28 protein-coding genes, 2 tRNA genes and 1 pseudogene are annotated in these 25,445 nt (G+C 65.2%); 19 read left to right on the top strand and 12 right to left on the bottom strand.

The window, feature by feature from the left end:
• Positions 1-215 precede the first annotated feature (215 nt).
• Complete coding sequence (locus tag IU452_RS37800) at positions 216-824, top strand: VOC family protein (RefSeq protein ID WP_195114085.1); 609 nt, start codon at positions 216-218, stop codon at positions 822-824.
• A 399-nt stretch (positions 825-1,223) separates the two neighbouring features.
• The gene (locus IU452_RS37795) at positions 1,224-1,595 is read left to right on the top strand and encodes a hypothetical protein (RefSeq protein ID WP_195114084.1); all 372 of its coding nucleotides are present in this window, start codon (positions 1,224-1,226) and stop codon (positions 1,593-1,595) included.
• Positions 1,596-1,969: 374 nt separating this feature from the next.
• Here the strand turns inward: IU452_RS37795 and IU452_RS37790 are convergent, their stop codons facing one another.
• Positions 1,970-2,653: a GAP family protein gene (locus tag IU452_RS37790; RefSeq protein WP_195114083.1), complete on the bottom strand. Its 684-nt coding sequence runs from the start codon at positions 2,651-2,653 to the stop codon at positions 1,970-1,972.
• A 299-nt stretch (positions 2,654-2,952) separates the two neighbouring features.
• Complete coding sequence (locus tag IU452_RS37785) at positions 2,953-3,588, bottom strand: TetR/AcrR family transcriptional regulator (RefSeq protein ID WP_195114082.1); 636 nt, start codon at positions 3,586-3,588, stop codon at positions 2,953-2,955.
• Between the two features lie 93 nt (positions 3,589-3,681).
• Here IU452_RS37785 and IU452_RS37780 point away from each other — a divergent pair, with 93 nt between their 5' ends.
• A complete protein-coding gene (locus tag IU452_RS37780) occupies positions 3,682-4,587 on the top strand; it encodes an oxygenase MpaB family protein (RefSeq protein ID WP_195114081.1) in 906 nt (301 codons plus the stop codon).
• Positions 4,584-4,715 (top strand): DMT family transporter, encoded by a 132-nt coding sequence (locus IU452_RS37775; protein WP_195114080.1) that lies wholly within the window; start codon positions 4,584-4,586, stop codon positions 4,713-4,715. The genes IU452_RS37780 and IU452_RS37775 overlap by 4 nt, the downstream gene beginning before the upstream one ends.
• A 10-nt stretch (positions 4,716-4,725) precedes the next feature.
• Here IU452_RS37775 and IU452_RS37770 read toward each other — a convergent pair whose 3' ends face one another.
• The gene (locus IU452_RS37770; RefSeq protein WP_195114079.1) at positions 4,726-5,034 is read right to left on the bottom strand and encodes a DMT family transporter; all 309 of its coding nucleotides are present in this window, start codon (positions 5,032-5,034) and stop codon (positions 4,726-4,728) included.
• A 178-nt stretch (positions 5,035-5,212) separates the two neighbouring features.
• Positions 5,213-5,866, bottom strand: a complete 654-nt coding sequence (locus tag IU452_RS37765; RefSeq protein WP_195114078.1) for an AAA family ATPase — start codon at positions 5,864-5,866, stop codon at positions 5,213-5,215.
• A gap of 328 nt (positions 5,867-6,194) precedes the next feature.
• On the opposite strand from IU452_RS37765, the pseudogene IU452_RS37760 reads away from it, so the two are divergent.
• Positions 6,195-6,479: pseudogene (locus IU452_RS37760) on the top strand (ATP-binding protein); the annotation flags it as partial.
• A 160-nt stretch (positions 6,480-6,639) separates the two neighbouring features.
• Here IU452_RS37760 and IU452_RS37755 read toward each other — a convergent pair.
• From IU452_RS37755 to IU452_RS37740, 4 genes are all read right to left on the bottom strand, one after another.
• Complete coding sequence (locus IU452_RS37755) at positions 6,640-9,516, bottom strand: tetratricopeptide repeat protein (RefSeq protein WP_195114077.1); 2,877 nt, start codon at positions 9,514-9,516, stop codon at positions 6,640-6,642.
• Positions 9,517-9,871: 355 nt separating this feature from the next.
• On the bottom strand, positions 9,872-10,342 hold the full coding sequence (locus IU452_RS37750; protein WP_195114076.1) for a hypothetical protein: 471 nt from the start codon (positions 10,340-10,342) through the stop codon (positions 9,872-9,874).
• On the bottom strand, positions 10,339-10,989 hold the full coding sequence (locus tag IU452_RS37745; RefSeq protein ID WP_195114075.1) for a hypothetical protein: 651 nt from the start codon (positions 10,987-10,989) through the stop codon (positions 10,339-10,341). Before IU452_RS37745 ends, IU452_RS37750 begins: the two co-directional genes overlap by 4 nt.
• 354 nt (positions 10,990-11,343) lie before the next feature.
• A tRNA-OTHER gene (locus tag IU452_RS37740) sits at positions 11,344-11,404 on the bottom strand.
• A gap of 367 nt (positions 11,405-11,771) precedes the next feature.
• Here IU452_RS37740 and IU452_RS37735 point away from each other — a divergent pair.
• Positions 11,772-12,326 (top strand): hypothetical protein, encoded by a 555-nt coding sequence (locus IU452_RS37735; RefSeq protein ID WP_195114074.1) that lies wholly within the window; start codon positions 11,772-11,774, stop codon positions 12,324-12,326.
• Positions 12,327-12,635: 309 nt separating this feature from the next.
• Entirely contained in the window at positions 12,636-13,466 is an 831-nt protein-coding gene (locus IU452_RS37730) for a hypothetical protein (protein ID WP_195114073.1), read from the top strand.
• Between the two features lie 72 nt (positions 13,467-13,538).
• On the opposite strand, the gene IU452_RS37725 is transcribed toward IU452_RS37730, so the two are convergent.
• Positions 13,539-14,234 carry a GntR family transcriptional regulator gene (locus tag IU452_RS37725; protein ID WP_195114072.1) on the bottom strand — a complete coding sequence of 232 codons (696 nt, stop codon included), beginning with the start codon at positions 14,232-14,234 and terminating at the stop codon, positions 13,539-13,541.
• A 227-nt stretch (positions 14,235-14,461) separates the two neighbouring features.
• Here IU452_RS37725 and IU452_RS37720 point away from each other — a divergent pair, with 227 nt between their 5' ends.
• The 11 genes from IU452_RS37720 to IU452_RS37670 are packed head-to-tail and all read left to right on the top strand — an operon-like array spanning position 14,462 to position 21,810.
• On the top strand, positions 14,462-14,917 hold the full coding sequence (locus tag IU452_RS37720) for a hypothetical protein (protein WP_195114071.1): 456 nt from the start codon (positions 14,462-14,464) through the stop codon (positions 14,915-14,917).
• A 56-nt stretch (positions 14,918-14,973) separates the two neighbouring features.
• Positions 14,974-15,540, top strand: a complete 567-nt coding sequence (locus IU452_RS37715) for a DUF2637 domain-containing protein (protein ID WP_324193042.1) — start codon at positions 14,974-14,976, stop codon at positions 15,538-15,540.
• Between the two features lie 16 nt (positions 15,541-15,556).
• Entirely contained in the window at positions 15,557-16,870 is a 1,314-nt protein-coding gene (locus IU452_RS37710; protein WP_195114070.1) for an FtsK/SpoIIIE domain-containing protein, read from the top strand.
• A complete protein-coding gene (locus IU452_RS37705; RefSeq protein ID WP_195114069.1) occupies positions 16,867-17,193 on the top strand; it encodes a hypothetical protein in 327 nt (108 codons plus the stop codon). Before IU452_RS37710 ends, IU452_RS37705 begins: the two co-directional genes overlap by 4 nt.
• Positions 17,190-17,405 carry a hypothetical protein gene (locus IU452_RS37700; protein WP_195114068.1) on the top strand — a complete coding sequence of 72 codons (216 nt, stop codon included), beginning with the start codon at positions 17,190-17,192 and terminating at the stop codon, positions 17,403-17,405. The genes IU452_RS37705 and IU452_RS37700 overlap by 4 nt, the downstream gene beginning before the upstream one ends.
• Positions 17,402-17,659 carry a hypothetical protein gene (locus IU452_RS37695; protein WP_195114067.1) on the top strand — a complete coding sequence of 86 codons (258 nt, stop codon included), beginning with the start codon at positions 17,402-17,404 and terminating at the stop codon, positions 17,657-17,659. The genes IU452_RS37700 and IU452_RS37695 overlap by 4 nt, the downstream gene beginning before the upstream one ends.
• Entirely contained in the window at positions 17,649-18,089 is a 441-nt protein-coding gene (locus tag IU452_RS37690; protein WP_195114066.1) for a hypothetical protein, read from the top strand. The genes IU452_RS37695 and IU452_RS37690 overlap by 11 nt, the downstream gene beginning before the upstream one ends.
• Positions 18,090-18,105: 16 nt before the next feature.
• Positions 18,106-18,735, top strand: coding sequence for a hypothetical protein (locus IU452_RS37685; RefSeq protein WP_195114065.1), 630 nt, complete (start codon positions 18,106-18,108; stop codon positions 18,733-18,735).
• On the top strand, positions 18,735-20,423 hold the full coding sequence (locus IU452_RS37680) for a helitron helicase-like domain-containing protein (protein WP_228819429.1): 1,689 nt from the start codon (positions 18,735-18,737) through the stop codon (positions 20,421-20,423). Before IU452_RS37685 ends, IU452_RS37680 begins: the two co-directional genes overlap by 1 nt.
• Before the next feature lie 14 nt (positions 20,424-20,437).
• Positions 20,438-20,614: a helix-turn-helix transcriptional regulator gene (locus IU452_RS37675; RefSeq protein WP_195114064.1), complete on the top strand. Its 177-nt coding sequence runs from the start codon at positions 20,438-20,440 to the stop codon at positions 20,612-20,614.
• On the top strand, positions 20,611-21,810 hold the full coding sequence (locus IU452_RS37670) for a tyrosine-type recombinase/integrase (RefSeq protein WP_195114063.1): 1,200 nt from the start codon (positions 20,611-20,613) through the stop codon (positions 21,808-21,810). The genes IU452_RS37675 and IU452_RS37670 overlap by 4 nt, the downstream gene beginning before the upstream one ends.
• 58 nt (positions 21,811-21,868) lie before the next feature.
• Here the strand turns inward: IU452_RS37670 and IU452_RS37665 are convergent.
• The 3 genes from IU452_RS37665 to IU452_RS37655 form a co-directional block, all read right to left on the bottom strand.
• Positions 21,869-21,941, bottom strand: a tRNA-Arg gene (locus IU452_RS37665).
• A 101-nt stretch (positions 21,942-22,042) separates the two neighbouring features.
• Entirely contained in the window at positions 22,043-22,708 is a 666-nt protein-coding gene (locus IU452_RS37660) for a DUF305 domain-containing protein (protein ID WP_195114062.1), read from the bottom strand.
• An 11-nt stretch (positions 22,709-22,719) separates the two neighbouring features.
• A complete protein-coding gene (locus IU452_RS37655) occupies positions 22,720-23,613 on the bottom strand; it encodes a DUF3105 domain-containing protein (RefSeq protein ID WP_195114061.1) in 894 nt (297 codons plus the stop codon).
• 136 nt (positions 23,614-23,749) lie between these two features.
• On the opposite strand from IU452_RS37655, the gene argS reads away from it, so the two are divergent.
• On the top strand, positions 23,750-25,408 hold the full coding sequence (gene argS, locus IU452_RS37650) for an arginine--tRNA ligase (RefSeq protein WP_195114060.1): 1,659 nt from the start codon (positions 23,750-23,752) through the stop codon (positions 25,406-25,408).
• Positions 25,409-25,445: the final 37 nt, after the last annotated feature.

Raw genomic sequence — 25,445 nt, 5'->3', positions numbered from 1 at the left:
CCCGCACAGCTGAGGCGTTCAACAACTCCCCGCCCCAGTCCCGGGAACCGCCTCCAAACGTCCGATATTGCCGCTGCGAGGGCGTTCTGGTGAGCCGTAGCCGTTGCCTGCCAGTTGATCTCACGAACGTCCGCTATAGCCGATGTGCGGGCTTGTGGATGGTGTGGCTTGCCTTTACGGCAGAGCCGCGGAGGGGATCGGGGTACCGTTTCCCCATGCAGCTCCATCACGTGTTCTGCATGGTCGACCCGGCAGGCGACTGGGCGCGGCGCTTGTCCGAGGTAGGGCTGGTGCTGGACCAGGGCATCCGCCATCGCGGGCAGGGAACCCGAAACCGCCGGCTTTTCTTGGGGGCGCTGTATCTGGAGCTGCTGTGGGTATGCGACCCCGCCGAAGCTGCAGGCAACCCGCTGCGGCTGGACCGACGCGCTGACTGGGCCCGAACCGGCGCCAGCCCGTTCGGAGTGGGTCTGCGCGGACACCTGCCCGAGCATCTGCGCGACCGGTTCTGGTTGTACAGCGACCTCGGATTCCCTATCTGGGTCCAACGAGGCACCCCCGAACGCCCGATGGTGTTCGTCATCGACCCTCCTATGCGGCAACCCGAAAACCCTTCTCGCACTGCCTCTTCCCGGACCGGAATGATCCGATCGTTCTGCCTGCAAGCCGCCGCGGCCGCCGTCATCCCGCGCTACGACGGCCCTGCCATCACGCAAACGGTCGGGCCTGCCCGTCTGGACCTGGTCCTCGACGGCGGGCCCGATATCGACATCACCGATATCCTCGTGTTGCGAACCCACCAGCACTCGACGGCCTGCCCGTGAACACGTAGTCCACCGCATGCTTTCAGGCCGCAATGCATCCGAACGTGGCACGGTCGTCGCTGACCATCGAAGTAGGTGGTAACGACTCCAATGGCGTCGTTACTCAGCGAGACGTGCGACAGCCGCGAGATAGGTTGGACAAGTTGCCGAGACAGCGCGAGAAGGTCTGCGTGGATGTCCTGTCATGCCGCCTATCGCGCTGAGCGAAGCGACCAAGCCGAGGCGGCCAGCGGGCCAGAGCTGTTGCGGCTCAGAACATCACGGCCATCGGCACCCGGCACAACCTGGGCCGGGAGCTGTTCGGTCAGGGGCCGGCCGATACTACACCTGGGAATTCAACCCCGGCACGCATATGATCTTGGGGATTGTTTTGCAGTGCAACGAAAGAGAGGAACTCGGGTGTCCATCCCCAAGAGAAGCGCCCGGCGGCTATCGATCATGGGCGCGGTGGTATCCGGTCTCGCAGCCGTGGCGGTATCGACGACCGTCGGCGTGGGATCTGCTCAGGCGCTGCCGCCCGGTGACGCGTTCTGCTCATCGGTTCCGGTCGGCAGTCGTGTCGATATCGAATGCACGAATACCGATGTCGGCCCGGCAACCGCCGGAGTACTGGTAACGTGCAGCGACCTCCGCCTGCTGGTCAAGGAGGTACGGATTCGCCCCGAATCGACAATCCAGTTGAGCGAGGACTGCGGCCCCGGCGCACACCCGATCTCGTGGAACGCGAACGCCGAAACCGACTATCAGCGCGCCCGCGAACACGACGGCTAAATCGACTACGAACACACCTCTCGCCACGATCACAGCCGCCACTCTCTACGACCGGCGGGCGCCGTGGGGACATGCGTGGCGACCGCATTGCCCAACGCTCGTCGTCAGATCGACTTCGCCGTCAGATCGAGCGCCGGGCTTGCCGGTCAGCGCGCCCGGCCATGACGGTTCAGTATCTGCGACAGGCAGCCCGGGACCCTGCCTAGGACGGCTAACGCACTGTCATGCCGCCCATACCGCGTGAGCGAAGAGATCCACGCTTAGGCCGCCAGTCGACCAGAGCTGTTGTGGCTCAAGACATCCGATATTGCCAATGTGCGTGCATCCCGCTGGTGTCATCCCGCCCAGGCGTACGGCCGTCAGCAAGTGGACCACTACAGCGACGAGTAGTTCCGCAACGCGTCGACGACGAGTACAGCTCCGAAAACCAGGAAGAGAACGCGAACCGACATCGGACCGAAACGGCTGAGCGCCCGGACAAATGCGCGGTAGAACCGCCGCGCACGGCTCGAGCGGCGTGTGGCGGCGAGCAGCACCAGGATCGGCGGCAACAACGCGATCAGGCAGTACGCGACCACGATCAACGGCCACAGTGCCGGCCGCGGTTCTCGCACCGCGAGTATCGCCAGCGCCGCCAGGTACGGGACCGCGGTCGGTGCCTGGCCGAGGCCGACACCGACTCCGACCAGCCCGAGCAGCCACGGCCGCCGTCGTGCCTCGATCGCCCAGGGCGGTATTACCCCGGTCGCGCTCCCCGGCAAGCGAATACCGCCGAGAATCAACAGAACTGCGCCGACGATGAGTTCACCCCAGTAGCGGACGGTCGGTGTGATGTCGAAGTGGATGAGATCGGTCAGGAAGCTCAGTCCGAGCACGGTGCAGATACCGAAAGCAGTGGTGACAGCGAAGATTCCGGCGATGAAGCTCAACGCTCCCGGGACAGGCGAGCGGCGGCTCAGTCGACTGTCGACGACGACTGCGGCGGTGATTCCTATGTTCAGGACGTGAAGGGAATCCAGAAAGGCGAATCCCGTGAGTGCCAGTAGGAAGGTCAGCATGACGCCACCGACCATACGGTAGGCATCAGCCGGTACCGCCACTCCTGAAGGCCTGAACACATCGTCAGCTGCCACCGACCGCACTGCCCGGCCTCGTGCACGGTCACCCGAACGCGCGCTCATGCCGCGTTCCGGTCGTTCGGAGAGGCCACAGTCGTTGGGCGACAGACGATCTGGCGGACTGCACGCTCATGCTGAATTGCGCGTATCACCCGCCGCCGGGCCTGTGGTCGGCGATCGCGCGGGTTGATGGGCGAAGGCGCGGGCGTGCTCGGCGTGCGGCACGACGGGCCGTGCCTTCATTGCGTGGCGGGTTCGGTGATCGCGAGGGTGCCCAGCAGGACGGCTTCGACGGTGTCGGTGGACAGGGGTTTGGCAGTGACCGATTGCAAGAACAGTCCGTCCAGGACGGCGATGGTGGCAGTCAGGGCGATGGGGTCGGTGGTCCATCGGGCCAGGATGGTCCGCATCGCTTCGGTCCACGGGTGCAGGGCCGGGCGCAGTTCGGGGCGGCGCGCGGCCAGCAGGTAGAGCTCGTATTCGGTGATCAACCGTTGCCGGTCGTGGCGCAGGATGTCGTCGAGGTAGTCGACGAACGTCCGCACCGTGGGGGCCTGCCCGAGCCGGGCGGTGAGATCGGTGGTGAATCGCTGTAGGCCGGCGGTGATCACTGCCGACAGCAGATCGTCCACGGTCGGGAAGTAATAGGTCCCGGCGGTCGCGGCGACACCGGCTTCGGCGGCCACGGCCCGGTGAGTGATCGCGGCGACCCCGTCGCGCGCGGCCACCCGCAACGCCGCGTCCACCAGCTGCTTGCGGCGGTGCTGCCCGCGGGCTTTACGGCCGTCCGGCCGTGTCTGTTTCGACGCCGTCTTCTCCTCGGTGATGCCGTGTCCGTCGGTGGCCTCGCCGGTCGTGTGTGCGTCGGAGGTCACTGTTCCCTCCTCTTGCCAACTATTTGAACACTTGTCGTAGTATATCGGAGAACTAGTTGAACAAGTGTCGTAGATTCTCGGAAGGAGAGCGGCATGGGCCGATACGACCGACTGCGCATCATCGAACGCCTAACCCCCGAACGCGACTTCGAACTGATCCACCGGCTCGATGCCCAGTTCGAGTTCCCGGTCGAGATCGCGATCGGGTCGGAGCTGGCGCAGATCCACACCTTCGCCGTCCCCACCATCGGGGGCCTGCTGGGCCGCACCGGTGAATTCGAGCAGCGCCCGGACAAACGTGCCGACGACACCGCGCTGCTGCTCACGGAGGTCCTCGCGCACGGCATCGCCTCCGATCGCGGGCGCCGTGCCGTGCGGCGGATCAACCGGGCCCATGCCCCGTACTCGATCTCACAGGAGGATTTCCGCTACGTGCTGGCCACCTTCGTCGTGGTCGCGGCCCGATTCGTCGACGCCCACGGCTGGCGCCCGATGTCGCAGACCGAACGCACCGCCCTGTACCTGTACTACCGGCAACTCGGCGAGCACATGGCCATCAAGGACATTCCCGGCTCGTATGAACAGATCGCCGACTACCTCGACAGCTACGAGGCACGCTTCGTCGGTTACAGCGACGGCGGTCATCGGGTCGCCCTGGTCAACCGCGACCGCATGGCCGCAGACCTGCTGCCGCGCCTGCCGTTACGAATCTCCCGCGCCGTCGTCGACGCACTCACTCCCGACCACATCCGCCGGGCACTGGCCCTGCCCGAACCCGGCCGCGCCACCCGCGCGGCCGTTACCGCGGCCCTGCGTACCCGCGCGGCGGCGCTGCGCCGATGGCCGGGCTCGGCGCAGGGTGTCGGCCTGTTCGATTTCCCTTGGCGGCGTAGCTATCCCGACGGATACGACATCGACCACCTTGGCCCTGCCCTCCCCGCCACCGGGGACTGCCCGGTCGTTCACACCCTCGGCACCGGCGAAAGGCCGCCCCGATGACCGCCTACCTCTACCTCGGCGCCGCGATCGCCTTCGAAGTCCTGGGCACCAGCCTGATGAAAGCCACCGACGGCTTCACCCGCCTATGGCCCACCCTCGCCTGCCTGGCCGCCTATGGCCTGGCCTAGGTGGGAATGTTCAGTGGGCTCCGCTGAGGTTGAGGACGACGACGCCGACCACGATAAGGGCGATGGCGAAGATCTTTGCGGGGGTGAGGGGCTGGTGGAGGAACAGGGCGCCGATGGCGACGATAAGGGCGGTGCCGAGACCGGCCCAGATGGCGTAGGCCAGTGCCGACGTCGAGTCCGTAGCGGAGGGATCGGGACAGGGTGAGGACCCTGAATGGGTTGCCGAACGACATTTTCGAGGTGCGGGCAGGTAGCTTCGGGAGCGATCGAAGGCCAGGCGGCTTAGAGTGGCGGTGGGCTTCGACGCGCGCCGGTGCAACCCGAAATCGGGGCTGGCATCGACGGATATCGGTACTCAGCAACGCACGATAATGCCGCATTGCTCGCGGTGTGGGACGGGCCGCGCGGCACGCTGGAAGATCAACGCACAGAGATCATCTCGACTTCAGCAACGCACGGAAATGCCGAATTTCGGATGTGCTATGAGCTTCCGCAGCTCAGAGTCCGAGTACGTGGCCCACCCTGTCGGTCAGATCCTCCTCGGACACGGTGTCCACATCGATAACGGGAAGTCCGAGGCGTGTGGTCTCCTCCCGAAGATCGTTGGTGAACAACCGATCGCGCTCGAGCAGGTTTCGTGCGGCACGCTCCGGATTACTCGTCTTGCCGGGGATCTCCCAGCCGCGCCTGTCGAACGCTGCCCGGCGGAACGCGGGTGTCGGCAGCAACCACACGCCGCAGTGACGCTCGGCGAGCAGCGGGGCGACCAGATGCGGCAACAAGCGGAATCCCTCGGCGATAACCCCAGTTTCGGCGGACAAGCACAACAAGTCGTCGATGATGAAATGGAAACCTTCGCCCCGGAACCAGTGGAAGGTCTCGAGCATCGTCTCCGCCGACCGGTCCACCCAGCGTTCATCCATACTCATCGCCGCAAACCTGCTCAGCCAGGGCGAGTCGTCCGGCGTGCTGCGCGCAGCGTGGTCGCGCATCGCGTCATCGGTCGAGTACACACGCAGGCCGTACCGGGCCGCGAGATTGCGAGCGATTGTCGACTTGCCCGCACCGCTGTCCCCTCCGATCCAATAAACATATCGCAGTCGTGCGCGCAGCGCGGCAGTGCGGGGCTGGTCGTGTTCGTCGGCACCCATTCGACCAAGTTATCCGTCCACGCCAACGACAGACGCACGAAAATGCCGCTGGGCGCGCGGTCTGAAGCGGCCCTGGTCAGGTGGCAAGCAAGATCGCGACGTCAGATTTTACCGATGCCACCTCATGGCTCTTGAGGTCGCCGTCGAGATTCACCGATGAGGCCACCCGCCCTGGGTGCCTGCCGATCCTCGCGGTTTCTCTCGCTGGTTCGCGACTGTCGGTGGCTCAAGGCGCACGGCGCGAGCGCACAGCAACTCTCATGTCAACCACCCACGACATCGGGATAATCACCGGGTCGGTATAAATCGAGTAATCCCGAGATCGGGATTACTCGATGACTTCGGGATGCGCGAACTCACCGCAGCCCAGGCCGACGACCTCTACGAACTGATCTCCGAACGCGCCGCCAGCGGCGGCTCGATGATCCTCACCTCGAACCGCGGCCCGGTCGACTGGTATCCACTGTTCCCGAACCCCGTTGTTGCAGAATCACTTCTGGACAGACTGATCAACACCAGCCACCAAGTATTCATGAACGGGCCATCCTACCGGCCCAACAAACGCCCCGGCACCAAGAACGAATCCAAAGCATCCCGGAAGGAGGTCGGGTAGAACATCATCTAGGACCCACCACCTGCGGCATTCCGTGAACGACTGGGTGGGGAATTGAGTGAACGCTGACATTCATCGGCGGTGGCAAGGGCCTTCGCCAGGGTCGCGGCCAAGCCCCGTCCGCACGCCTCCAACCTCCGGCGGCACGGGGAACCGATGTCTACAGCTCCGCGAGCAATGCTGTGGCAGATTCGGTCTCGGCGGCGCCGATGCGTTCGTAGAGCCGCACCGCCTCGTGCAACTCGGCCCTGGCCGTGACGCGGTCGCCAAGGCGCACTCGACATCGCGCGGATCCTTCCAGGGCCCGTGCCTGCTCGATCGAACTCCGCACGCGACGCGCCAGCCGCAAAGCCTCGTCATAGATGGCCAAGGCTTGCCGGAGATCGCCGGAGTCGGTCAATAGCGCACCGATTCGATTGAGTGACTCGAGCTCACCGGCTCGGTGGTCGATGTCTCGGCACATCGTCAATGCCCGGCGCAGCAGCTCCTCGGCACCCGGTTGGTCCCCGGTCAGATACCGCACCCAGCCAAGATTGCCGAGTGCTTCGGCCATACCGACACGGTTGCCGATCGTGTCGTAGATCGTCTGCGCCTGCTGGATGAGGTCGACCGCGGCCTCGTAGTCCCCCTCCAGGTACCGCACTCTGCCCAGATTTTGCAGGGCCGACGCCTCGCCGAATCGGTTGACGCCGATCTCCCGAAAGATCGCCAATGCCTGCTGCATCAGATCGGCGGCAGCCGGGTAGTCGCCGGTCACCAGCCGAATCCAACCCAGCATATTCAGAATGAAGGCTTCACCGGGTCGATTGCCCGTATCCTGGTACGTCGCCAGCACCTGCTGGAGCAAATCGACTGCGGCCGGATGATCGTCCGTCACGATGTGCAGCGCCGCCAGCAGTATGCCGACAACGGCTCCGTGGGATCGCTGGCCGGTTTCCCGGTGGATCGACGCTGCCCGCCGCAGTGCATCGGCTGCGGATGAATAGTCGCCGTTGTGGATGTACACCGTTGCGAGAACACTGAGGGCGAAGGCTTCCCCGGCACGGTTGCCGATGTCCTGATAAATGGTCAGCGCCTGCTGCACGAATTCGACCGCGACGGAGTCGTCGCCGGTGAGGTATCCGAGCCAACCCAGGAGGTGGCGGGCGAAAGCCTCACCCTGTCGGTCCCCGAGCATCCGGAAGGTGGCCAGCGCCCGCTCCAACACCCCTACCGCCAGGGTGTGATCGCCGGCCAGGAAGCGGGTCCACACCAGGGTGCGCAGGGCGAACGCGCGAGTTCCGTCGTCGATGTCGCCGTGGGTATCCAGTACCTGCTGCAACAGGTCGGCCGCAAGAGAGCAGTCGTCGGTGAGATAGTCCGCCGAACCCAGATCCATCGGCATGAGTGTGGTGTCGCTGACATCGCCGACGATTTCTCGGGTGTGCCGGCGACCGGCTCTGCGCCGGAGATACGGGATGGCGATCTGCCAGGGGCCGTATAGCTCCAACTCACTGGTGAGCGCCCTGGTCAGACCGAGGACGCGGGACAGTTGATTGTCGGCTGCGGCGAATTTCAAGCAGGCCAGCAGATTGGCACGCTCCGAGCGCATCCACGCGAGCGCGGAGGTCAGAGTGGAAACATCCGGTGCCGCTGCGGGCGGGGCATCGGGCGGCTTCCCCCGAGTGGCGGCACGGGCGGTGCTCAAATAGTAGTGGAAGAGCCTGTCGACGGCTCGGTTGCGGTCGTCGACGGGATCGTCTTCGGCGAGGGTGCGGGCGTACTCGCGCACTAGATCGTGTAATCGGTAGCGGCCCCGAGTGGTTTCGTCGATCAGGTGATCGGTGTAGAGAGCTTCCAACGCTCGGCGTGCCCGGGAAACTGGGATGTCGTTCAGGGCCGCAACGGCGTAGGGGTCGAGATCCGGGCCGGGATGCAGGCCCAATCGCCGGAAGAGGTACTGCTGCCGAGGCGACAAGTTCTGGTAGGAGGTAGTGAACGCGGCGCGAACGGCACGGGCGCCGACGTCGAGTTCGGCAAGCCGATTGCGCGTGCCGGCGAAGTCGGCGGCCAAATCGGCGATGGTCCAGGTAGGGTGGTGGGCCAGACGCCCGGCCAGCAAAGCGATCGCCAACGGGAGATATCCGCAGTGCCGGACGATCTCGGCGACCGCGGTGATGTCCGCACCGCTCGGATCGCGGTATGCCAGGCGACAGAACAGGTCGGCGGCGTGGGCGGGCTCCAGGGTATCCAGCGCCAGCGGCAGGGCGCCTTCGAGGGCGACGAGCCTTCGGCGGCTGGTGATCAACGTCAGGCAGGCGGGCCCGGACGGGAGCAACGGCTCGATCTGGGCGTGATCGCGGGCGTCGTCCAGTACCAGCAGAATCCGCTTGTCCGACACGCGGTCTCGCCACAGATCACGACGAGCGGCGAGGGTGCCGGGGATACGGCCGGACGCGATTCCCAGATCGGTGAGCAGCGTAGCCAGGACATCGAAGGGTTCGGCGCAGTGCTGTCCGGGCGTGTGGGCGTTGAGCTCGACGAAGAACCGGCCGTCGGGGAACTGGTTGGCCAGCAGGTGCGCGACCCGGGTAACCAGCGCGGTTTTGCCTACCCCCGGCATACCGTCGATGGTGTGGATCGACACCACCCGGTTCGGCCCGGCCGCGTCGATGATTCGACGTATGTCGTTTTCCCGGCCGACGAAGATGTCGATATCCCGTCGCAGCGCGGTCGTCACCGTCGGGGGCGCCGTGGTATCGCCTGCCGTATCGGGTTCGGTAGCGGCGGCCTTCCACAGACGCTGCCACGCCATCCGTTCCAGCAGCGCGCGCGACTGCTGGTCGGGTGCCGCACGGGCCCACGTGATCAGCGTCAGCAGCACCGGTTCGAAGGTTTCGAACCGCGACGGCACATTGCGGCCGGAGCGCCAGTCACTGATGCGCTGCATCGAGACGCGGCGGCCGCGACCCGACGCCCGCGCAGCGCTCATTCGCGCATCGGCGGCTGTCGCGACCTTCTGCAAAGTCGGATTGCCCGCAGCTTTCCACAGCTCCATCAGCTGAGCGGCAAAGAGTGCTCGTGCCGAACTGCCCCGGTCATCACCAGAGGGATCAGGATCAGCCATCAAACCCCCAGATTACTGATAATCAAACCCCAGCCTACTGGTCAGCTGTCATGGTCAGCGACTCGCTTCGCCGGACGGTCCTCGGTGAACCCGAATCGGTTGTTAGACTTAGCTTGTTCTTTATCCTCGGTTTTGAAACCGTTTGGCCTGCTTGAGGATTCGGCGGACAGGTAGACGGCCTTCGTCGATCATGTGTTCCGGCCATGGAAACACACATGAAGACGACGAAGGCCTGAGGGTGAGTGTGCCGGTTGCCGACGGGGCAGGGGAAGCGTTCGCGGAACTGTCACGCATGCGGGGCGAGTTCTTCGCGTGTCTGACTACGCGCAGCGATGAGTTGTTCGAGCTGTGCGACGCGGTGTTGTGCGCGCCGGGACCGGTGCGATCGGTGCCGGAATTGACCTTGGTTCCCGAGCATCGCCGTGGTCACGGCGCGCTCTATCACGGTGCTGACGGCGGGTTGAGCCGCGGTGAACTGGTAGGCCAACGCGGTGGAGGTGAAGTCGTGATTGAGTAGCAGCCAAACCATGTGCTTCACCGGCCCCCGGAACTGTTCGGGCACCTCGCCGAAATCGGTCGCCGTGGCGTTCGCGTGTTTGTGCAGCACCGCTGGGGTGAGCACCCAGCGGTCCTGCCCGAACCGCGACAGCAGGGAATGGTCGGTGCCGGGCCGGAGCTTGCGGTTGGCCAGCACCAGCGTGTCCGGGCCGGGCCGGCCGATCTCTGATGCGCACGCGACGGTCGTGGTTGTGATCATGCGAGATCCAGCCCTCGGGTCAGGAACCGCTCAACCAACGCCCGTGTGTCCGCGTCGACATGGGTTCGCGCGTCCGCGACGGCGGTGGGCGCATGCTGGTCGATGAGATCGGCAAGCCGGGTCACCGGCTCGGCGAAACGCTGCGCCCAGCGCATCGGCGTCATATCCGCGCGCCGCTCGACCAGAGCGTCGTGCACGAGCACCTGGACGGGCAGGTGCGTCGGCGTCGCCCGCGCGCACGGACATGACACACACAACAGAAACGAAGCACGGCAAGGCTTTCCGGCTGGCGAGTGCGGACTGTGGAGGTTGTCGACACATCCCGCGACCACGGTGTCGAGGCGCCCGGTGATCAGGTCCGACAAGGCGGAGTTGCTGATCCCGAACCGCGACGCGACGGCCTCGGGGTCACGTTGTGCTTCCAGGAGGTCGTGCTCGGACAGCACCGGGACCGGTGCGGTCCGGCGAGCGCAAGTGACCTGCTGTTCGAGCACGTCGGCGACCACCTTCTGGTACTCGGTCAAGTTGCCGCGATTTCGAGCCAGATACTCGTTGGCCAGAGTCTGCTCGGTGTGGGCGACCGGCCGCTGATGGGTTTCGAGCCAGGTCAGCCGCAGCCTGCGGCTGTCTGATACGGCGATGGTCACCGGCGGACACAGACAGCGACAGCGACGGCAGTTGGCTGGATTGCTAACTGGATGCCAGTGAAAAAAGTTGTCCGCGTGTCGCGGCCGCGACACGCCGGAGGGGTCGATCATGACCGATGACTCGAAGCTGTGTGCACCGGAATCGGTTCGAACTGGTACGGGGGCTTTCCGGGTTAGAGGTCGGTAGTCGAGTCCCCAGGGCCTGGCAGGCTCGAACCTGCTGCCCTGCTCTCCACATACTCTCCAGTGTGGCCGCCATAACTCCCCGCAACGGACCATATGGTCTGTTGGCTGATACCTGGAATCCGCTGGTACTAGCGCTATTTGCCATATGGTCGCTGCTGCGGTATGTGCCCTCGGCAGGATTCGAACCTGCGGCCTTCTGCTCCGGAGGCAGATTTGGCCGGTCTGAACAGGTGTTTTGTCGATCGCCACCGTACCGGTTCTTGTCGGTTCCGTACTCGGCTGTCCGATGGTATCCGGAGTACTTGTGACACTGTGGTGACATCGAACGGCCGCCATACCAGCGGATAGGTCGTCTGTCTGCCTCGCATCCTACTTCTCCCCACCTTCCTCATACTGGCCGCACTCAGCGGAAGACGGGCGGGTCAAGGATGCCGATAGGCACCGCGTAGCGGACACCGAAGGTGGTCCTTGACGCGATCGGCTGGAGCGAGACAATCGGGGCCATGAGGAAGGCGGGGACTCGACCCATGGTGCACCCGTAGCCGTGGCAAGAAATTGCATGCGAATCTGGTCGGGCTTCAGGAGAATCAGCGAGCATGAATGCAGATGAGAGCCGCGCGAGACTTCCCGTGGCACTCGTGTCGGCTATTGGTTCGGTTGCTGTCGCCAGTGCTGAATTAGAGGATGCGTTACGCGCGACAACCGCGGATCTGGCTGGCGTGCTCGCGACGGATGCAGCGCGACTGCTGTTCGAAGGGCAGTCGATGGACTGGCTGATTGCTAACGGGAAGACACTTGCCGCTGATGATGTCTGGTCGCCGCATCCCAGGGGCTACCGACGTGAGATTCGGGAACTGCTGAGTGAGGCAGCGCGGCTAAAAGACGAGCGGAATGTTGTGATGCACGGTCAATGGTCGGCGGACTGCTCCCGGGGCTATTGGGAGGACGACCAGTGCGAGCCTCATTCCCCACGCACTGATGAGCACCGAGGTGATGTGTACCACGTCAGCCGAAGCCGTTACCGCAAGTACGCAATGGAACAGAGATGGGCGGTAGCCGAAGTGAGCGGCCTAGCTGACCGACTGTGGGTGGTGACTACGAGACTCGACGAGCTTCGCGAGCTGAATGAACGGACCATTGGGGCACCGTGACCACAGCGGGGTGCTTGAGCTGAGGCCCGGCCGATTCCGTGATCAACCGCGGAAGGTATGCCGGTACGCCTGTCAGCGTGCCCAGCACTGTTCGGTTACGGAGAAGTGAGCCCATACGGGAGCCGAACGCGCCTGCGGCGGTGGGCACGCTGCCGACGTGCCGACGCGCCGGGGCGACGCTTCATCAGCCCCGCGCTGCGCGTCGCAGCGCGGCGGCGGCGCGCAGCGCCGCCGCAGGCGCTCTTGATCCTGTATGGCTGAATTCGGCAATAGATCGCGAAGGTGCACGGGCGTCGAGAGAATGGCTACATGACTGGCCTCGTGCTGACGACGGAACGGCGGACCGAGCTGGCGGCGCTGCTGGAGGATGAGCAGCGGTTGCGGGCGGCGTATCCGCAGGTGGCGGACTATCTGGACACGGCAGCGAGGTTGCCTGGGACTGGGAACGACAGTGCAGATGCTGCATTCGATCTGCGGTTTGTGCACTATATGACGGGCGGTGAATCGCCGACCGGGAATCCGTACTGGGACATCGTGGAGCCGTCGGTGTCGACGTTCGCGGGGCGCCGGGTGGTCGATGGTGGCAGTCCGCGAGGAAGCGCCCGGTTGGGTTATGCCGCAACGATTTTGCAAGCGGCCTATGCGTATGCGGTTCCCTCGCCGGAGACGTTGCGGTGGATTGAGCGATTCGCGGGGAGCCGAAAGGTATTGGAGCTGGGTGCGGGCCGGGGTTACTGGGCTGCTCAGCTGGCAAGGATCGGTGTCGACGTCGCGGCGTACGATTCGCAGCCACCGAACGAGGGGGACAACGTCTCGTTTCCGGGTGGAGTCGGGCAGGCGGACGTGTGGCACCGGGTCGGCGACCTCAAGGCGTTCGCTCGCGAGCCGAAGGCAGACAGTGTGTTGTTCTTGTGCTGGCCTCCCGGCTGGGGAGACTCGATGGCGTCGGAGGCACTGCGAGCGTTCGAAGAAGCCGGTGGTCGGCGGCTGGTATTCATCGGCGAACCGAAGGGCGGGAAGACCGGTGATGACGCCTTCTTCGAACGTCTGGAGGAGGTGTGGAAGGTGGAAACCACTGACGCACAACATGTTTCGTGGTGGAATCTCGGCGACATCGCACAAGCCTGGGTGCGACCCTAGCGAGACATGAAGATAGCCCGGCCGATCATAGCTCCGATGAGCGTGCGATCGGCCGGGCTTTCGCAACGCCGATTAGTTGTCGCTAGTGCCGTTGTCGGTGTCGTACTCCAGTCGCATGCGAAATACGAAAGCTTCGTAGCGATCTCGGGGATAGGAGACATCCGACACCATGATGACGCGGTCGTCGTCGGTCAAGAACCGCTGGTGAACTGCCTTCACCAGGTCGCCCGGCGGAGTACCGAGCCATTCGGCGTGCGACAGCGGGGGGATCTTGTCGGTGAGGGTCTCCTCGAGGAGGGTGGCGTCCGAGGTGCCGTGGACGTCGAGGGGCTGGTAGGTGTCCGAGATAGAGATCGGTCGGCCGCCCTCGGCAGCGAGGGTGATCACATGTGTGATCTCGGTGCCGGGTGAGATGCCGAAGATCTCGGCGAGTTCATCGGAGGCGGGGACGCGCTGGGTGTCGCGGTCGATGGTGATCTCGCTGTCCGTCTCTCGGGTGTACGTCATTTCCGGGCTCTCCATCTGACGTTCGGGGGACACACGAACGAGGTTGGGTCTGTCGGCGACGAAGGTTCCCCGGCGTTCGACCGTTCGCACTAATCCCTGGCTGAGCAGTAGCTCGACTGCCTTCCGGATGACGATTTGTGAGACGCCGTGCTGGGCGGCGAGTTCGGCGTAGCTGCGCAGCTGGGTTCCGGGGCGGAGTTCCCCGCTGCGTATCTGGCGGGCGTACTCCCCTGCGATCGACACGTAGGCCGGTTCTGGCATGGAGCTGAATCCCTTCGATCGTGTGCCGGTGTAGGTGTCAGCTCAGTATACGCAACTGCGTATACGCACAGGTCAATGCTCATTTACAGCGCTGACGCGATCCAGGTAGCAACCTGTGTATACGCAAAGGCTTGTGCGTATACACAACTGTGTATACACTGAATCCCATCGCGCCACCTTCGGTGCTCGCGACAGCCGAATTAGCGACTGACACAAGGGGTTCAAACATGGCGATCAAGAAGGGCTACCAGTTCCCAGTCGAGTTCCGAGAGGCATTCCCGCAGGGCCTCGTGCTCCAGGGCGAGATTGCCCCGGCGGTGAAGTACAACCCGAACCCGAATGCTCCTGCGGAGCAGATGTTCGACTTCGATCCCAAGACAGGGGAGGGGACAGGGCTGCCGTTGTGGACGGCATCAGTGACTGATCCGCACCAGGACAAGGCGAAGCGGAAGAGCTTCGAGCTGATCTTTGTGGCTCCGGTGCAGCCGGTCCCGGTCACTGAGGAGATCGTTCCGGGTACCGGGATGCGGATGATCGAGCTCGAGGGCCTGACAGCTGAGCCGAAGGTGATGGGTCAGGGGGAGTTCAAGTACCTGGGCTACCAGTACCGCGCGACTGGGATCAAGGGTGACAACTCCGGCCACAAGCAGCCTCCGGCCGACACGGGCCGTAAGGCGGCCTGATCATGAGTACGGGTGGAACGGCTGCCGTGAGCATGCGCCTAGCGCGGGTGTTCGCGGTGGTCACCATCGTCGGGGTGGGAGCGGCGGCGTTCGTACTCTCGTTCGCCGCCCTCCGGGATCTGGCCAAGCTGGCGCATATTCCTGCTGGCTGGGCATGGTGTCTGCCGGTGGTGATCGACGGAACCATCATCCAGGCCACCCTCGGCGTGCTGGTGCTGGCTGCTTCACGGGAACGGCGTTGGTTCGTGTGGGTGCTCGCAGCGGGGGCTGCGGTGTCGATCGCCGGGAACTCCCTGCACGCGGTCGCTGCCGGACATGACCTTCCGGCCTGGGCGTCGGCGCTGGTGGCGGCTATCGCCCCGATCTCCCTTCTAGCCGATACTCACGGCTTGGCCGTGCTTGTGCGTGCGGCACAACCGCATTCGGCCTTGGTGCCAGACCCGGGCCTGGTTACCGATGAGTTCCCTGACGAAGCACCGGATGCCGCTACTACTTCCACTATTGAGCCGAAACCGGTTGTGCCGGTCACAGTTCCGCAGAGTCGCCCGGCTGTGGTGCCAGTGCGTCCTATTCGTCCTCCGCGGCCGGTGCAGCACGAGGCGCCGTCGCTCGCGGTCTCCTGATGAGGAGCTTCTTCCGATGTCTGAGTTGATTCCCTTTGCCGTCGCCCTAGTGGGGGCCATCGGGTTCGGTGCCTGGCTACTGCCCTGGCCCAGCCGAAGGGTCGTCCGACCGGCCACGGTGGCGGAGATTGTCGCGGATGCCCCGGCGCGGTTGCGGGCGGCGGTGCATGTGTTCGCCGACCCGTTCTACACGGATCTGATGTTCGCAACTCTGGGCCTGGGAGCGCCGGAGAAGGGCTTCCCGTATGTCGAGTTCTACGACTACGACCTGCACGGTCTGACGGTCGAGATTCGGATGCTGGGTGGTCAGTCGCTGCGGGACTGGACCGACGAGAAGACCCTGGACGAGCTGGCCGCCTATATGGGGGTGGATCGGGTGACCGCGCAGCCGGCCGATCCGGGCTGGGTCCGTCTTCAGGTGCGCGTGCACGACACGCTCGCTGCCCCGGCAACGGCGCCGGAGGTGGTTCACAACGAGGTGGACCTGGAGGCGGTCCCGGTCGGCGTCCGCGAAGACGGCTGGCCCTGGCTGCTGAAAGTGCTGTATGCCCACATCCTGCTTGCCGGGGCGACCGGCTCGGGCAAGGGATCGGTGTTGTGGTCGATCATCGCCGGGATCGGGCCCGCGATCAAAGCCGGACTCGTGGATGTGTGGATGGCAGATCCCAAGGGCGGCATGGAATTCGGTCGCGGCTCGAAACTGTGGGTGCGGTTCGAATGGACCGCCGATGGCATCCTGGCGATGCTGGGCGAAGCGGTCACGATCATGGAGGAACGCGCGGCCCGGATGCGCGAGGCCGGTATCCGCAAGCTCGTCCCCAGCGCGGATGAGCCGCTGATCCTGATCATTGTTGATGAAGCCGCGGCGCTGTCCTCCTACGCCACCCGTGAGCAGCAGGAGGAGTTCCGGCGCCTGACGGGTCTGTTGCTGTCGAAGGGCCGCGCGGTCGGGGTGTCGGTGGTCGCCGCGTTGCAGGACCCGTCGAAGGAGACGATGCCCAACAGGCAGCTGTTCCCGGTCCGGATCGGGTTGCGGCTGGATGAGCCGACCCAAACCACGATGGTGCACGGCCAAGGCTCGCGCGATCGCGGTGCCCGGTGTGACCAGATCCCGGACACCACACCCGGTGTCGGCTACGTGGGTGAGGACGGCACTGCCGAGTTCGTGCGGGTGCGGGCGTTCTGGATCAGTGATGAGGACGCCGACGCCATCGTCGCCGCCTACGCCCCAGATCAACCCGACACCGCTCCTGCGGAGGACTACAGCGGCTTCGATCCCGACGATCTCGGCGACGAAGACCTCGGCAATGGGGGAGGCATGGCGGCATGAAATCCGGATTCGTAATTGAGGAACACGTGGTCATCTACTGCGACATCTGCGGAGACCACTACTGCGAGAACAATAACGAGTCGATCTGCTTCGACTCCGTCGCCCAAGCGATCGCCTACATCACCCACCGGGGTGCGGGGATCGGCTGGGCCTACGACGGTGACCGCGTCCTCTGCGACGGCTGTATGGCCACGGCGACATGCAGGGAACACGGTCATCTCTTCCCCGACACCTGGCGGACCACGGCGTGGCCGCTGGGTACGAAATCCCGTTCCCGCGCCTGTGACCGGTGCGGTATCCCCGAAATCGAGGCTCTCCCATGAACATCCGCCGTGTCCACACCTCCTCGACTCGCCACATCGACCGCGAGGACATCGACGCCGTGGTCCATATCCGGTCGCGCCGCCGCTGCCAATTCGAACGCGCCGGGATGGATCCGGCCTCGATCGCGGTGCATCTGCTCGCTGAAACGGGCGACGTGCCCGGATGGGATACCGGCCTGGACGACGACGGTGGAGAGGACTGGGCCGCATGACCACCAAGCGCGTGCAGTGGGGCGTGAAGATCGGCCGCACCATCCGTCCCCTGCCCTACGCCCGGGGAGCGGCCGACGCTGCGATCTACGCCGCAGCACTCCGGAATGCGAGCACCAAAGCGGTTGTGGTGTACCGGAATTCAGAGGAAGGCATGTGGCGCAGTTGGAACGGTGAGGACGAGCTGCCGACCCAGTTGACTCTGGACCTGCCCCGACCCGAATCCCGCCGGAAGGAGAGCCGTCATGTCGGCTGAAGCCGGAATAGATCTGGTGCGACGCACCTGGCGCCTCGACGGCCCGTACACCACCGAGTCGGTGATTTCCGCTGCGGCGGCCATTGCAGAGCTGTGGCGCTACCTGGGCCATTCCACCAGCACCGGTACTCGCAGGCTGCTGTCCGATCCCGCAGACGCACACACCTTGGTCGGGCAGCTGCTCGCGGCCGATCAGCGTGCCACCGATGTGCTTGACCGCCTGGGTAATTGGGCCATCCGTATGGGGGATGAGTCCACCCACACCGATCGGTTCGGCCACGACAATCCGGACGGTCGCCGCGACCAGGTGCAGGCCACTGCTCACCAGGCCGCTGATCTGCTGCGCTGCGCTGCGCGAGCGCATTCGTCGGCGGGTCATCACCTCGAGCAGGCAAGTGGGTGGTTGAGCCACCTGTACCGCAACGACTGAACAAGGAAGAGCTGTTATGGCATCGAGAACTAGCGAGCGGGGTAAAGACCCGTTCGATTTGATCGCCGAAGCGGTGATGGAGCTGGTGTGGCTGGCTCTCAAGGCTGCGGTGGTGCTGGTGTGGTGGGTGGTGTTGTTCCCGATGGTCTCGGTCCCGATCGGGTTCGCGGTGGCTGTGGGTGTCTGGGTGTCGTGGGTGCTGGGTGTCGTGGTGGTCGGGGTGTTCATCGCGGTGATGGTGCTGTGGCGGCTACGGAGCCCGCAGACCTTCGAGCGGTGGCTCACCTCGCGGGCGCGACGCCGGTTCCTGGCTTGGTGGCGCTATCGGAGCCGCTGGAGCAGGCGGCTGCAAGCCTGCCATCTGACCGTGATCCGTGGTGAGTCCACGTTGGTGCCGCGTCTGGTGGGTGTCGAGATCGGGGAGGCGGTGGATCGGCTGCGGGTACGGATGCTTGAAGGCCAGTGCCCGGACGACTACGCCAACCGCACCGCCCACATTGCCCACGCCTTCGGCGCTCATGACTGCCGGGCCACCGTCATCGGTCCGGGTGTGATGGAACTGGTTATGCGGCAACGGGATTCGCTCGCTGAAACGATCGCTCTGCCTCGTATCGACGGTCTTGGCCGGATGAAGGACGCTGCTTGATGAACGAAAACGCCACTGCTTCGACTGCGAAGGAGACTGCCGCACAGCGGCGCTCCCTACCCAACCTGTTCGAGATCGCCCAGGCCACCGCGGAGAAGTTCGGCGTGTGCCAGCGGCCGATCCCGATGCGGGTGGAAGACCTGAAAACTGGGACGGTCACGTACGAGGGTGCGCCGTGCAAGTCCACGATCGAATCGGTGTGCCCGGCCTGTGCCAAAGCCCATCGCGCCCTGCGGATTGCCCAATGCCGTGAGGGCTGGCACATGGCCGAAGAGTCGGTGGACTACAAGACCGACCCGACCGAGCGGCAGATCGAATTGCTCACCGCCCGTGCCGATTTGGCCGCCCGGTTCCGGGAAGCGCTCGCGGACGGGGATGAGGACCAGGCCGCCGACATCCGCGACGACGTGCTCGAGCTGGATCGCGAACTGCGGGAAACGGGTCTACGTGGTCGGCTCCCGGCCTTGGATGCAACCGGGAAGGATCGGCGGCGGCGGTCGACCAGGCGGCGCCAGGACGTGCCTAACCTGCCTCGCCGCAAGGTGGAGAAACGCACCATCGGCAAGGTGTTCGCCGGAGGGCATCAACCGAGCATGTTTGTCACGCTCACGATGCCCTCCTACGGGAGGATCAACTCCGACGGCGCCACCGACGACAAGGGGCAATCCTGCTCTGATGGTTGCCCGGTGAACCCCGGCTCCTATGACTACGTCCGGCAGGCTCGCGACATCGTGTTCTTCTCCAAGCTGGTCGACCGGTGGATTCAGAACCTGCGGCGGGCGGTCGGCTGGGATGTCCAGTACTTCGCCACCGTGGAGCCTCAACGCCGTGGTGCCCCGCATCTGCACATCCTGATCCGGGGTGCGATCTCCCGCGAGATTCTTCGGCAAGTGACCGCCGCGACCTACCACCAAGTGTGGTGGCCGCACTTCGACCCCGAGAACCGCGTCTACGGCGGCCAGCACCAGCCGGTGTGGGATTACCGCAAGACCACCTTCGTCGACCCCGACACCGGGCACGCCCTCACCTATTGGGATGACGCCCTGGACCGCCTGGACTCGGTGGACGACCTGGATCCGGCGCATGTGGTGCGGTTCGGCGAGCAGATGGACCGCAAGCACATCAAAGGCGTGATCGCCGAAAAGGCCGGCCGAACCATCGGCTACGTCACCAAGTACCTGGTCAAATCGATCAGCGAAATCGTCGAACCACGCTCGGACCGCGCGGCCGACCACTACGACCGCCTCCACGCCGAACTGCAAAAGGTGCCCTGCTCGCCCCGCTGCCCGGTCTGGCTCGAATACGGCATCGTCCCCGTAGGTGCCACCGAGAAGACAGTCCCCGGCCGCTGCAAGGGCAAAGCCCACCGCCGCGACACCCTCGGCCTGCCCGGTCGCCGCGTGCTGGTGTCACGACGCTGGAGCGGCAAGACCCTCCCGGACCACAAAGCCGACCGCGCCGAATTCGTTCGGCAACTGCTCGCCTCGGTCGGCATCCAGAAACCGGACACCTCACATCTGAAGGTGACACCGGTGGAGCCTGGCGACAAGGATCGCCCGCTTCGGGAGCACCTGATCATGGGCGCCATCTCCCGCAGGACCAGATGGCGGGCGGAATACCTCAGAGCCCAGCTGGCCGCTAAACCGCCTGACGGGCACGAAATTTCGGCAGTTCGGGAAGCGGCGTAGGAGGGATGCGGGATATGTCGCGGCTGTTGGACGAGAAGGAAGTTCGGAAGCGGATTCCAATCGGGCACAGTAAGTACTACGAACTGATCGCATCGGGTGAGCTGCGGTCGGTGAAGATCGGCCGGAGACGGTTCGTGACCGAGCAAGCCGTAGTCGACTACATCGCCAAGTTGGACGGAGCGGCGGCATGAGTCGGCAACAGTTGCCCCCGCAGATCTCCAAGATCATGGTGACGGATCGCCGGACCAAGAAGGAGGTCGTCCGGTACGAGGTGGTGGTGGATGCTGGCCGCGATCCTGAAACCGGCAAGCGGCACCAGGTCCGGCGTCGGTACAAGACCGAGAAGGAGGCTCGGGCCGCGCTGGCGAAATTCTTGGATCAGGCTGCATCCGGCAACTTCATACCGCGCAAGGATGTCACGGTCGAAGAGGTGTGCGCCGACTGGCTGGAAAGTCTGCATTGGGCACGGCGGACCACCTTGGGCGGCTACAAGTACAACTTGGCACCGCTGCGCGAGCAGTACGGAAACCTGCCGGTGCAGAAGCTGACTCGCAAGCACCTCGATAACCTGATCACTGCGTTGAAGAAGGGAGGGACGAAGACCGAGAAGGGCAACATCCGTCGCCCGTGGGCCACACGGTCGCTGAAGCGGACCGTGGAAACCACGGTGATGGTGCTCGACTACGCGAAGGAACGAAAGCTGGTGTCGGACAACGTTGCCGTTGCGATCAAGCCCAAGCGTGGTAAGGCTGCCAAGCCGAAACCGTACACACCCGAGGAAGTCTCGAAGGTGCTCAAGAGCCTCGAGGGAAACCGTGACGGCCATCTGTGGTTCCTGGCATTGAGCGGTCTACGTCGTAGCGAAATCGGCGGATTGCGTTGGAGCGATGTGGATTTCACGCGCAAGACTCTCAAGGTCAAACTCGGTCGGGCGGCGGCTGAAGGCAAGGCCGTGGAAGACGACCCGAAGACGGAAGCCGCGATTCGGACACTGCCGATGGACGACGAGATGGTGGAAGTCCTACGACGGGCGCACAGGCTCCAGGCGGCCGAGAAGCTGGCGCTCGGGGATGCCTACCAGGATGGTGATTACGTCGCTTGTAACGAGGATGGAACCCCTTACCACCCGGACACGCTGACTCATCGGTGGGCGAAGATGGTGAAGAAGGCTGGTGTCCGTCACATCCGCCTGCATGATGCACGCCACACCTGCGGTACCACGATGCATCTGCGGAAGGTGCCGATGGCCGTGATCGCGGCGTGGCTCGGGCATGCGGATGCCAGTGTGACAGCGAGGATCTACACCCATTCGCAGGACGACGCGCTGGCCGAGGCGGCGAAGACTTTGGGGCAGGTTGTGACAACTCGTGACATCCAAGCCAGCTGACCTTTGGCACGACAAAGGCCCCGACCGGTGGTGTGCTGGTCAGGGCCTTACTCGTACGTGCCCTCGGCAGGATTCGAACCTGCGGCCTTCTGCTCCGGAGGCAGACGCTCTATCCCCTGAGCTACGAGGGCGGGGTGGACCCGTTCGTCACCGTTTGCACGTCGTCCGATCGGGCTGGGAAAGCGTATCGCATTGGGTGGCGTGTGCCAAAAACCGGGGTGGACCCGGGGGTTCAGGGTGGGGGGAGGGGGGTGGCGCCGCGGGTGGTGAGCATTCGGGTCATGAGGTGCATCTCGCCCTGCTGGGTTTTGTTCATGCTGTCGGCCAGCGAGCGGACGGCGTCGGTGTCGGCGCGGGTGGCGGCGTATTCGATCATGGGCACGCCGCCCTGATGGTGGCGCAGCATCAGTTGCAGGAACAGGGTGTCCAGGGCGGGGCCGGTGGTTGTGCGAAGTTGTTCCAGTTCCTGTGGGTTTGCCATCCCCGGCATGGACGGCTGCGAGCCGGACGCCGGGTGTGCGCTGCCGTGGTGGCCACCCGCGGCGGTCATCCAGCCCATGTAGCCGTCGGAATTCACCATCGGCTCACCCCACAGCTGCAGCCAGCCCTGCATGCGCCCGGCCTGGTTCTGCTGGGTGGTGAGGATGTCGTAGGCCAGCCGCCGCACATCCGGATCGCTGCCGCCGGCCAGCTCCAGGCCCGCCATCTGCACGGCCTGGGCGTGATGCACCGACATGTCCTGACAGAACCCGGTGTCGACCGCGCTGGGCGCCGCATCGGGCCGGTCCTGCAACGGGATTCGGGCCATCAGCCCGATCGCGACGCCCGCCAGCAGCAGGCCGACGGCGGCCAGCACCAGCAGGGCCGTCCGCTGGCGGGCGGAGGTATCGGGGGTCATCGACCGACCGACTACTGCAGCCGCGGCGCGGACTGCCCCGGCGCACCACCGGGAACGCCGGGCATACCGGGCAGCCCGGGGATGCCCGGGATACCGCCGGGTATCCCGCCGCCCTCGGTCACATCCGGCGTCAAGCCCTTACCGTCCATCGGTGTCGCATCGGGGCCCGGGGGAGTGGGGTCGAACGGCGGCGGATTGTCCGCGCTGAAGGTCGGGTTGTCGCACGAGGCCCCGACCTCCGGATAGGTGTACTGATTGAGCTGCAGGGCGCTGATGAACCGGCCGATGCGCTTGTCGTCGGCGCTGTCCAGCTTCAGCTGATGGCCCCACGACTGCAGCGCGATCGGCGAATCCAGCCCCGGATAGGGCGACATCAGCATCGCGGGCTTGTTCTGCACCCGCTGCTTCAGCCGGTCCACGGCCGCGCCGTCGAGCTTGTCCGGGTTGTAGGCGATCCACACCGCACCGTGCTCGAGCGAATGCACCGCATTCTCGGTCCGGATCGGCTTGGTGTACACCACACCGGTGCAGGCCGCCCACGACTGGTCGTGCGGGCCGCCCATCGGCGGGCTCATGTCGTAGGCCACCCGCTGCGGGGCCTGCACGTGCAGACCGGCCGGGTAGTCCTTCTTCACCACCCCGGGGATCTCGGTGGACGGGTCCTTCTTTTCCGCGCTGGGTGTGAATTTCTCCGCATCGGCTTTCTCCTGATACTTCGGCACCAGGTAGACCGCCAGGGCGGCGATCAGGCCCACGATCACCACCCCGGCACCGATGACCGACCACGGAATCAGGCTCCCGACCGGCTTTTTACCGCTCGGCTTACCACCGCCGGCTTTGCGGGTCCGCGAGGATTTCGCGGCCGCACGAATAGCCTTGGCCGACTTCGCGCTGGTGTTCGGCATCGCTGATGTGCTCTCTTCGATATGTCGGACGGTCCCGCAATGCGGCAAGCTGGTGTTGCCGGCCCGGTTTGCTGGGTGCCTGCCCGTAGGTGCCCGCTGGCGGCATGCGCCCGCTCGGACCATAGGATAGAGACTCGTGACTCCAGCTGACCTTGCAGATCTCCTTCGTGCCACCGCGGCGAAGGTGCTTGTCGAACGTGGATCAGACCCTGCGATCCTGCCCGACGAGGTCAAGGTGGAGCGTCCCCGCAATCCCGAACACGGTGACTATGCCACGAATGTGGCCATGCAGGTGGGCAAGAAGGCCGGAATCAATCCGCGCGATTTGGCCGGACTGCTCGCCGAGGCGCTGTCGGCCACCGACGGCATCGAATCCGCCGAGGTCGCGGGCCCGGGCTTTCTGAACATCCGCCTCGCCGCCGCGGCGCAGGGCGCGATCCTCGAGAAGATCCGGGAGGTAGGGGCTGCCTACGGCAGTGCGACCACGCTGACCGGCACCAAGATCAACCTCGAATTCGTCTCGGCCAACCCGACCGGTCCGATCCATCTGGGCGGCACCCGCTGGGCGGCGGTCGGCGATGCGCTGGGCCGGATTCTGGCCACCCAGGGTGCCGACGTCACCCGCGAGTACTACTTCAACGACCACGGCGCGCAGATCGACCGCTTCGCCGAATCCCTGGTCGCCGCGGCCACCGGTGCCCCCACGCCCGAGAAGGGGTATGCCGGAGCCTATATCGGCGAGATCGCCGACAAGATCGTGGCCGCGCATCCGGACGCGGCGACTCTGCCCGCCGGCGAGCGGCACGAGCTGTTCCGCCGCGAGGGCGTCGAGCTGATGTTCGCGCACATCAAACAGACCCTCCACGACTTCGGCACCGAATTCGACGTCTACTTCAACGAGAGCTCGCTGTTCGCCTCGGGCGAGGTGGACCGCGCCGTCGAACAGCTCAAGGCGTCCGGGAAGCTGTACGAGAAGGACGGGGCCTGGTGGATCGCCAGCACCGAGTACGGCGACGATCAGGACCGCGTGGTGATCAAGAGCGACGGCAGCGCCGCCTACATCGCCGGTGACATCGCCTACTTCCACAACAAGCGCTCGCGCGGCTTCGATCTGTGCATCTACATGCTCGGCGCCGACCACCACGGCTACATCGGCCGGTTGAAGGCCGCCGCGGCCGCGTTCGGCGACGATCCGAACACCGTCGAGGTGCTCATCGGCCAGATGGTGAACCTGGTCCGCGACGGCGTGGCCGTGCGGATGAGCAAGCGCGCGGGCACCGTCGTCACCCTCGACGACCTGGTCGAGCTGATCGGCGTCGACGCCGCCCGGTACTCGCTGGTGCGCAGCTCGGTGAACACCAGCATGGACATCGACCTGGATCTGTGGACCAAGCAGAGCACCGAGAACCCGGTCTACTACGTGCAATACGCGCACGCGCGCACCTGCGCCGTCGGCCGCAACGCCACCGAATTCGGATTCGCCGGTGTCCCAGCGGATCTGGCGCTGCTGACCGCCGACGAGGAGGGTGAGCTGATTCGCACCCTCGGCGAGTATCCGGCGGTCGTCGCCAGCGCGGCGAGCCTGCGCGAACCGCACCGCGTCGCCCGCTACCTCGAGGAGTTGGCCGGCGCCTATCACCGCTTCCAGACCAACAAGACGCTGCGAATCCTGCCGCAGGGCGACGACCCCGTCGCACCGGTCAACGCCGCGCGGCTGGAGCTGGTCAACGCCACCCGTCAGGTGCTGGCCAACGGCCTCGGGCTGTTGGGTGTGAGCGCGCCGGAGCGGATGTGAGTAGCCCCGCCCTATCGTCGACCCGTCGCGGCGGGGC

It is taken from the genome of Nocardia transvalensis, assembly GCF_015477765.1.
Taxonomy (GTDB): domain Bacteria; phylum Actinomycetota; class Actinomycetes; order Mycobacteriales; family Mycobacteriaceae; genus Nocardia; species Nocardia transvalensis_A.
The sequence above is the reverse complement of the archived record's forward strand: the minus strand, read 5'-3'. Positions and strand labels throughout refer to the sequence as shown.

What these genes read in the sequence shown, in the direction of transcription:
- IU452_RS37800 (WP_195114085.1), top strand. Translation starts at nt 216, where the DNA reads ATGCAGCTCCATCACGTGTTCTGCATGGTCGACCCGGCAGGCGACTGG.
- IU452_RS37790 (WP_195114083.1), bottom strand. Translation starts at nt 2,653, where the DNA reads ATGCTGACCTTCCTACTGGCACTCACGGGATTCGCCTTTCTGGATTCC.
- IU452_RS37780 (WP_195114081.1), top strand. Translation starts at nt 3,682, where the DNA reads ATGGGCCGATACGACCGACTGCGCATCATCGAACGCCTAACCCCCGAA.
- IU452_RS37775 (WP_195114080.1), top strand. Translation starts at nt 4,584, where the DNA reads ATGACCGCCTACCTCTACCTCGGCGCCGCGATCGCCTTCGAAGTCCTG.
- IU452_RS37765 (WP_195114078.1), bottom strand. Translation starts at nt 5,866, where the DNA reads ATGGGTGCCGACGAACACGACCAGCCCCGCACTGCCGCGCTGCGCGCA.
- IU452_RS37755 (WP_195114077.1), bottom strand. Translation starts at nt 9,516, where the DNA reads ATGGAGCTGTGGAAAGCTGCGGGCAATCCGACTTTGCAGAAGGTCGCG.
- IU452_RS37750 (WP_195114076.1), bottom strand. Translation starts at nt 10,342, where the DNA reads ATGATCACAACCACGACCGTCGCGTGCGCATCAGAGATCGGCCGGCCC.
- IU452_RS37735 (WP_195114074.1), top strand. Translation starts at nt 11,772, where the DNA reads ATGAATGCAGATGAGAGCCGCGCGAGACTTCCCGTGGCACTCGTGTCG.
- IU452_RS37730 (WP_195114073.1), top strand. Translation starts at nt 12,636, where the DNA reads ATGACTGGCCTCGTGCTGACGACGGAACGGCGGACCGAGCTGGCGGCG.
- IU452_RS37725 (WP_195114072.1), bottom strand. Translation starts at nt 14,234, where the DNA reads ATGCCAGAACCGGCCTACGTGTCGATCGCAGGGGAGTACGCCCGCCAG.
- IU452_RS37720 (WP_195114071.1), top strand. Translation starts at nt 14,462, where the DNA reads ATGGCGATCAAGAAGGGCTACCAGTTCCCAGTCGAGTTCCGAGAGGCA.
- IU452_RS37710 (WP_195114070.1), top strand. Translation starts at nt 15,557, where the DNA reads ATGTCTGAGTTGATTCCCTTTGCCGTCGCCCTAGTGGGGGCCATCGGG.
- IU452_RS37705 (WP_195114069.1), top strand. Translation starts at nt 16,867, where the DNA reads ATGAAATCCGGATTCGTAATTGAGGAACACGTGGTCATCTACTGCGAC.
- IU452_RS37700 (WP_195114068.1), top strand. Translation starts at nt 17,190, where the DNA reads ATGAACATCCGCCGTGTCCACACCTCCTCGACTCGCCACATCGACCGC.
- IU452_RS37695 (WP_195114067.1), top strand. Translation starts at nt 17,402, where the DNA reads ATGACCACCAAGCGCGTGCAGTGGGGCGTGAAGATCGGCCGCACCATC.
- IU452_RS37690 (WP_195114066.1), top strand. Translation starts at nt 17,649, where the DNA reads ATGTCGGCTGAAGCCGGAATAGATCTGGTGCGACGCACCTGGCGCCTC.
- IU452_RS37685 (WP_195114065.1), top strand. Translation starts at nt 18,106, where the DNA reads ATGGCATCGAGAACTAGCGAGCGGGGTAAAGACCCGTTCGATTTGATC.
- IU452_RS37680 (WP_228819429.1), top strand. Translation starts at nt 18,735, where the DNA reads ATGAACGAAAACGCCACTGCTTCGACTGCGAAGGAGACTGCCGCACAG.
- IU452_RS37675 (WP_195114064.1), top strand. Translation starts at nt 20,438, where the DNA reads ATGTCGCGGCTGTTGGACGAGAAGGAAGTTCGGAAGCGGATTCCAATC.
- IU452_RS37670 (WP_195114063.1), top strand. Translation starts at nt 20,611, where the DNA reads ATGAGTCGGCAACAGTTGCCCCCGCAGATCTCCAAGATCATGGTGACG.
- IU452_RS37660 (WP_195114062.1), bottom strand. Translation starts at nt 22,708, where the DNA reads ATGACCCCCGATACCTCCGCCCGCCAGCGGACGGCCCTGCTGGTGCTG.
- IU452_RS37655 (WP_195114061.1), bottom strand. Translation starts at nt 23,613, where the DNA reads ATGCCGAACACCAGCGCGAAGTCGGCCAAGGCTATTCGTGCGGCCGCG.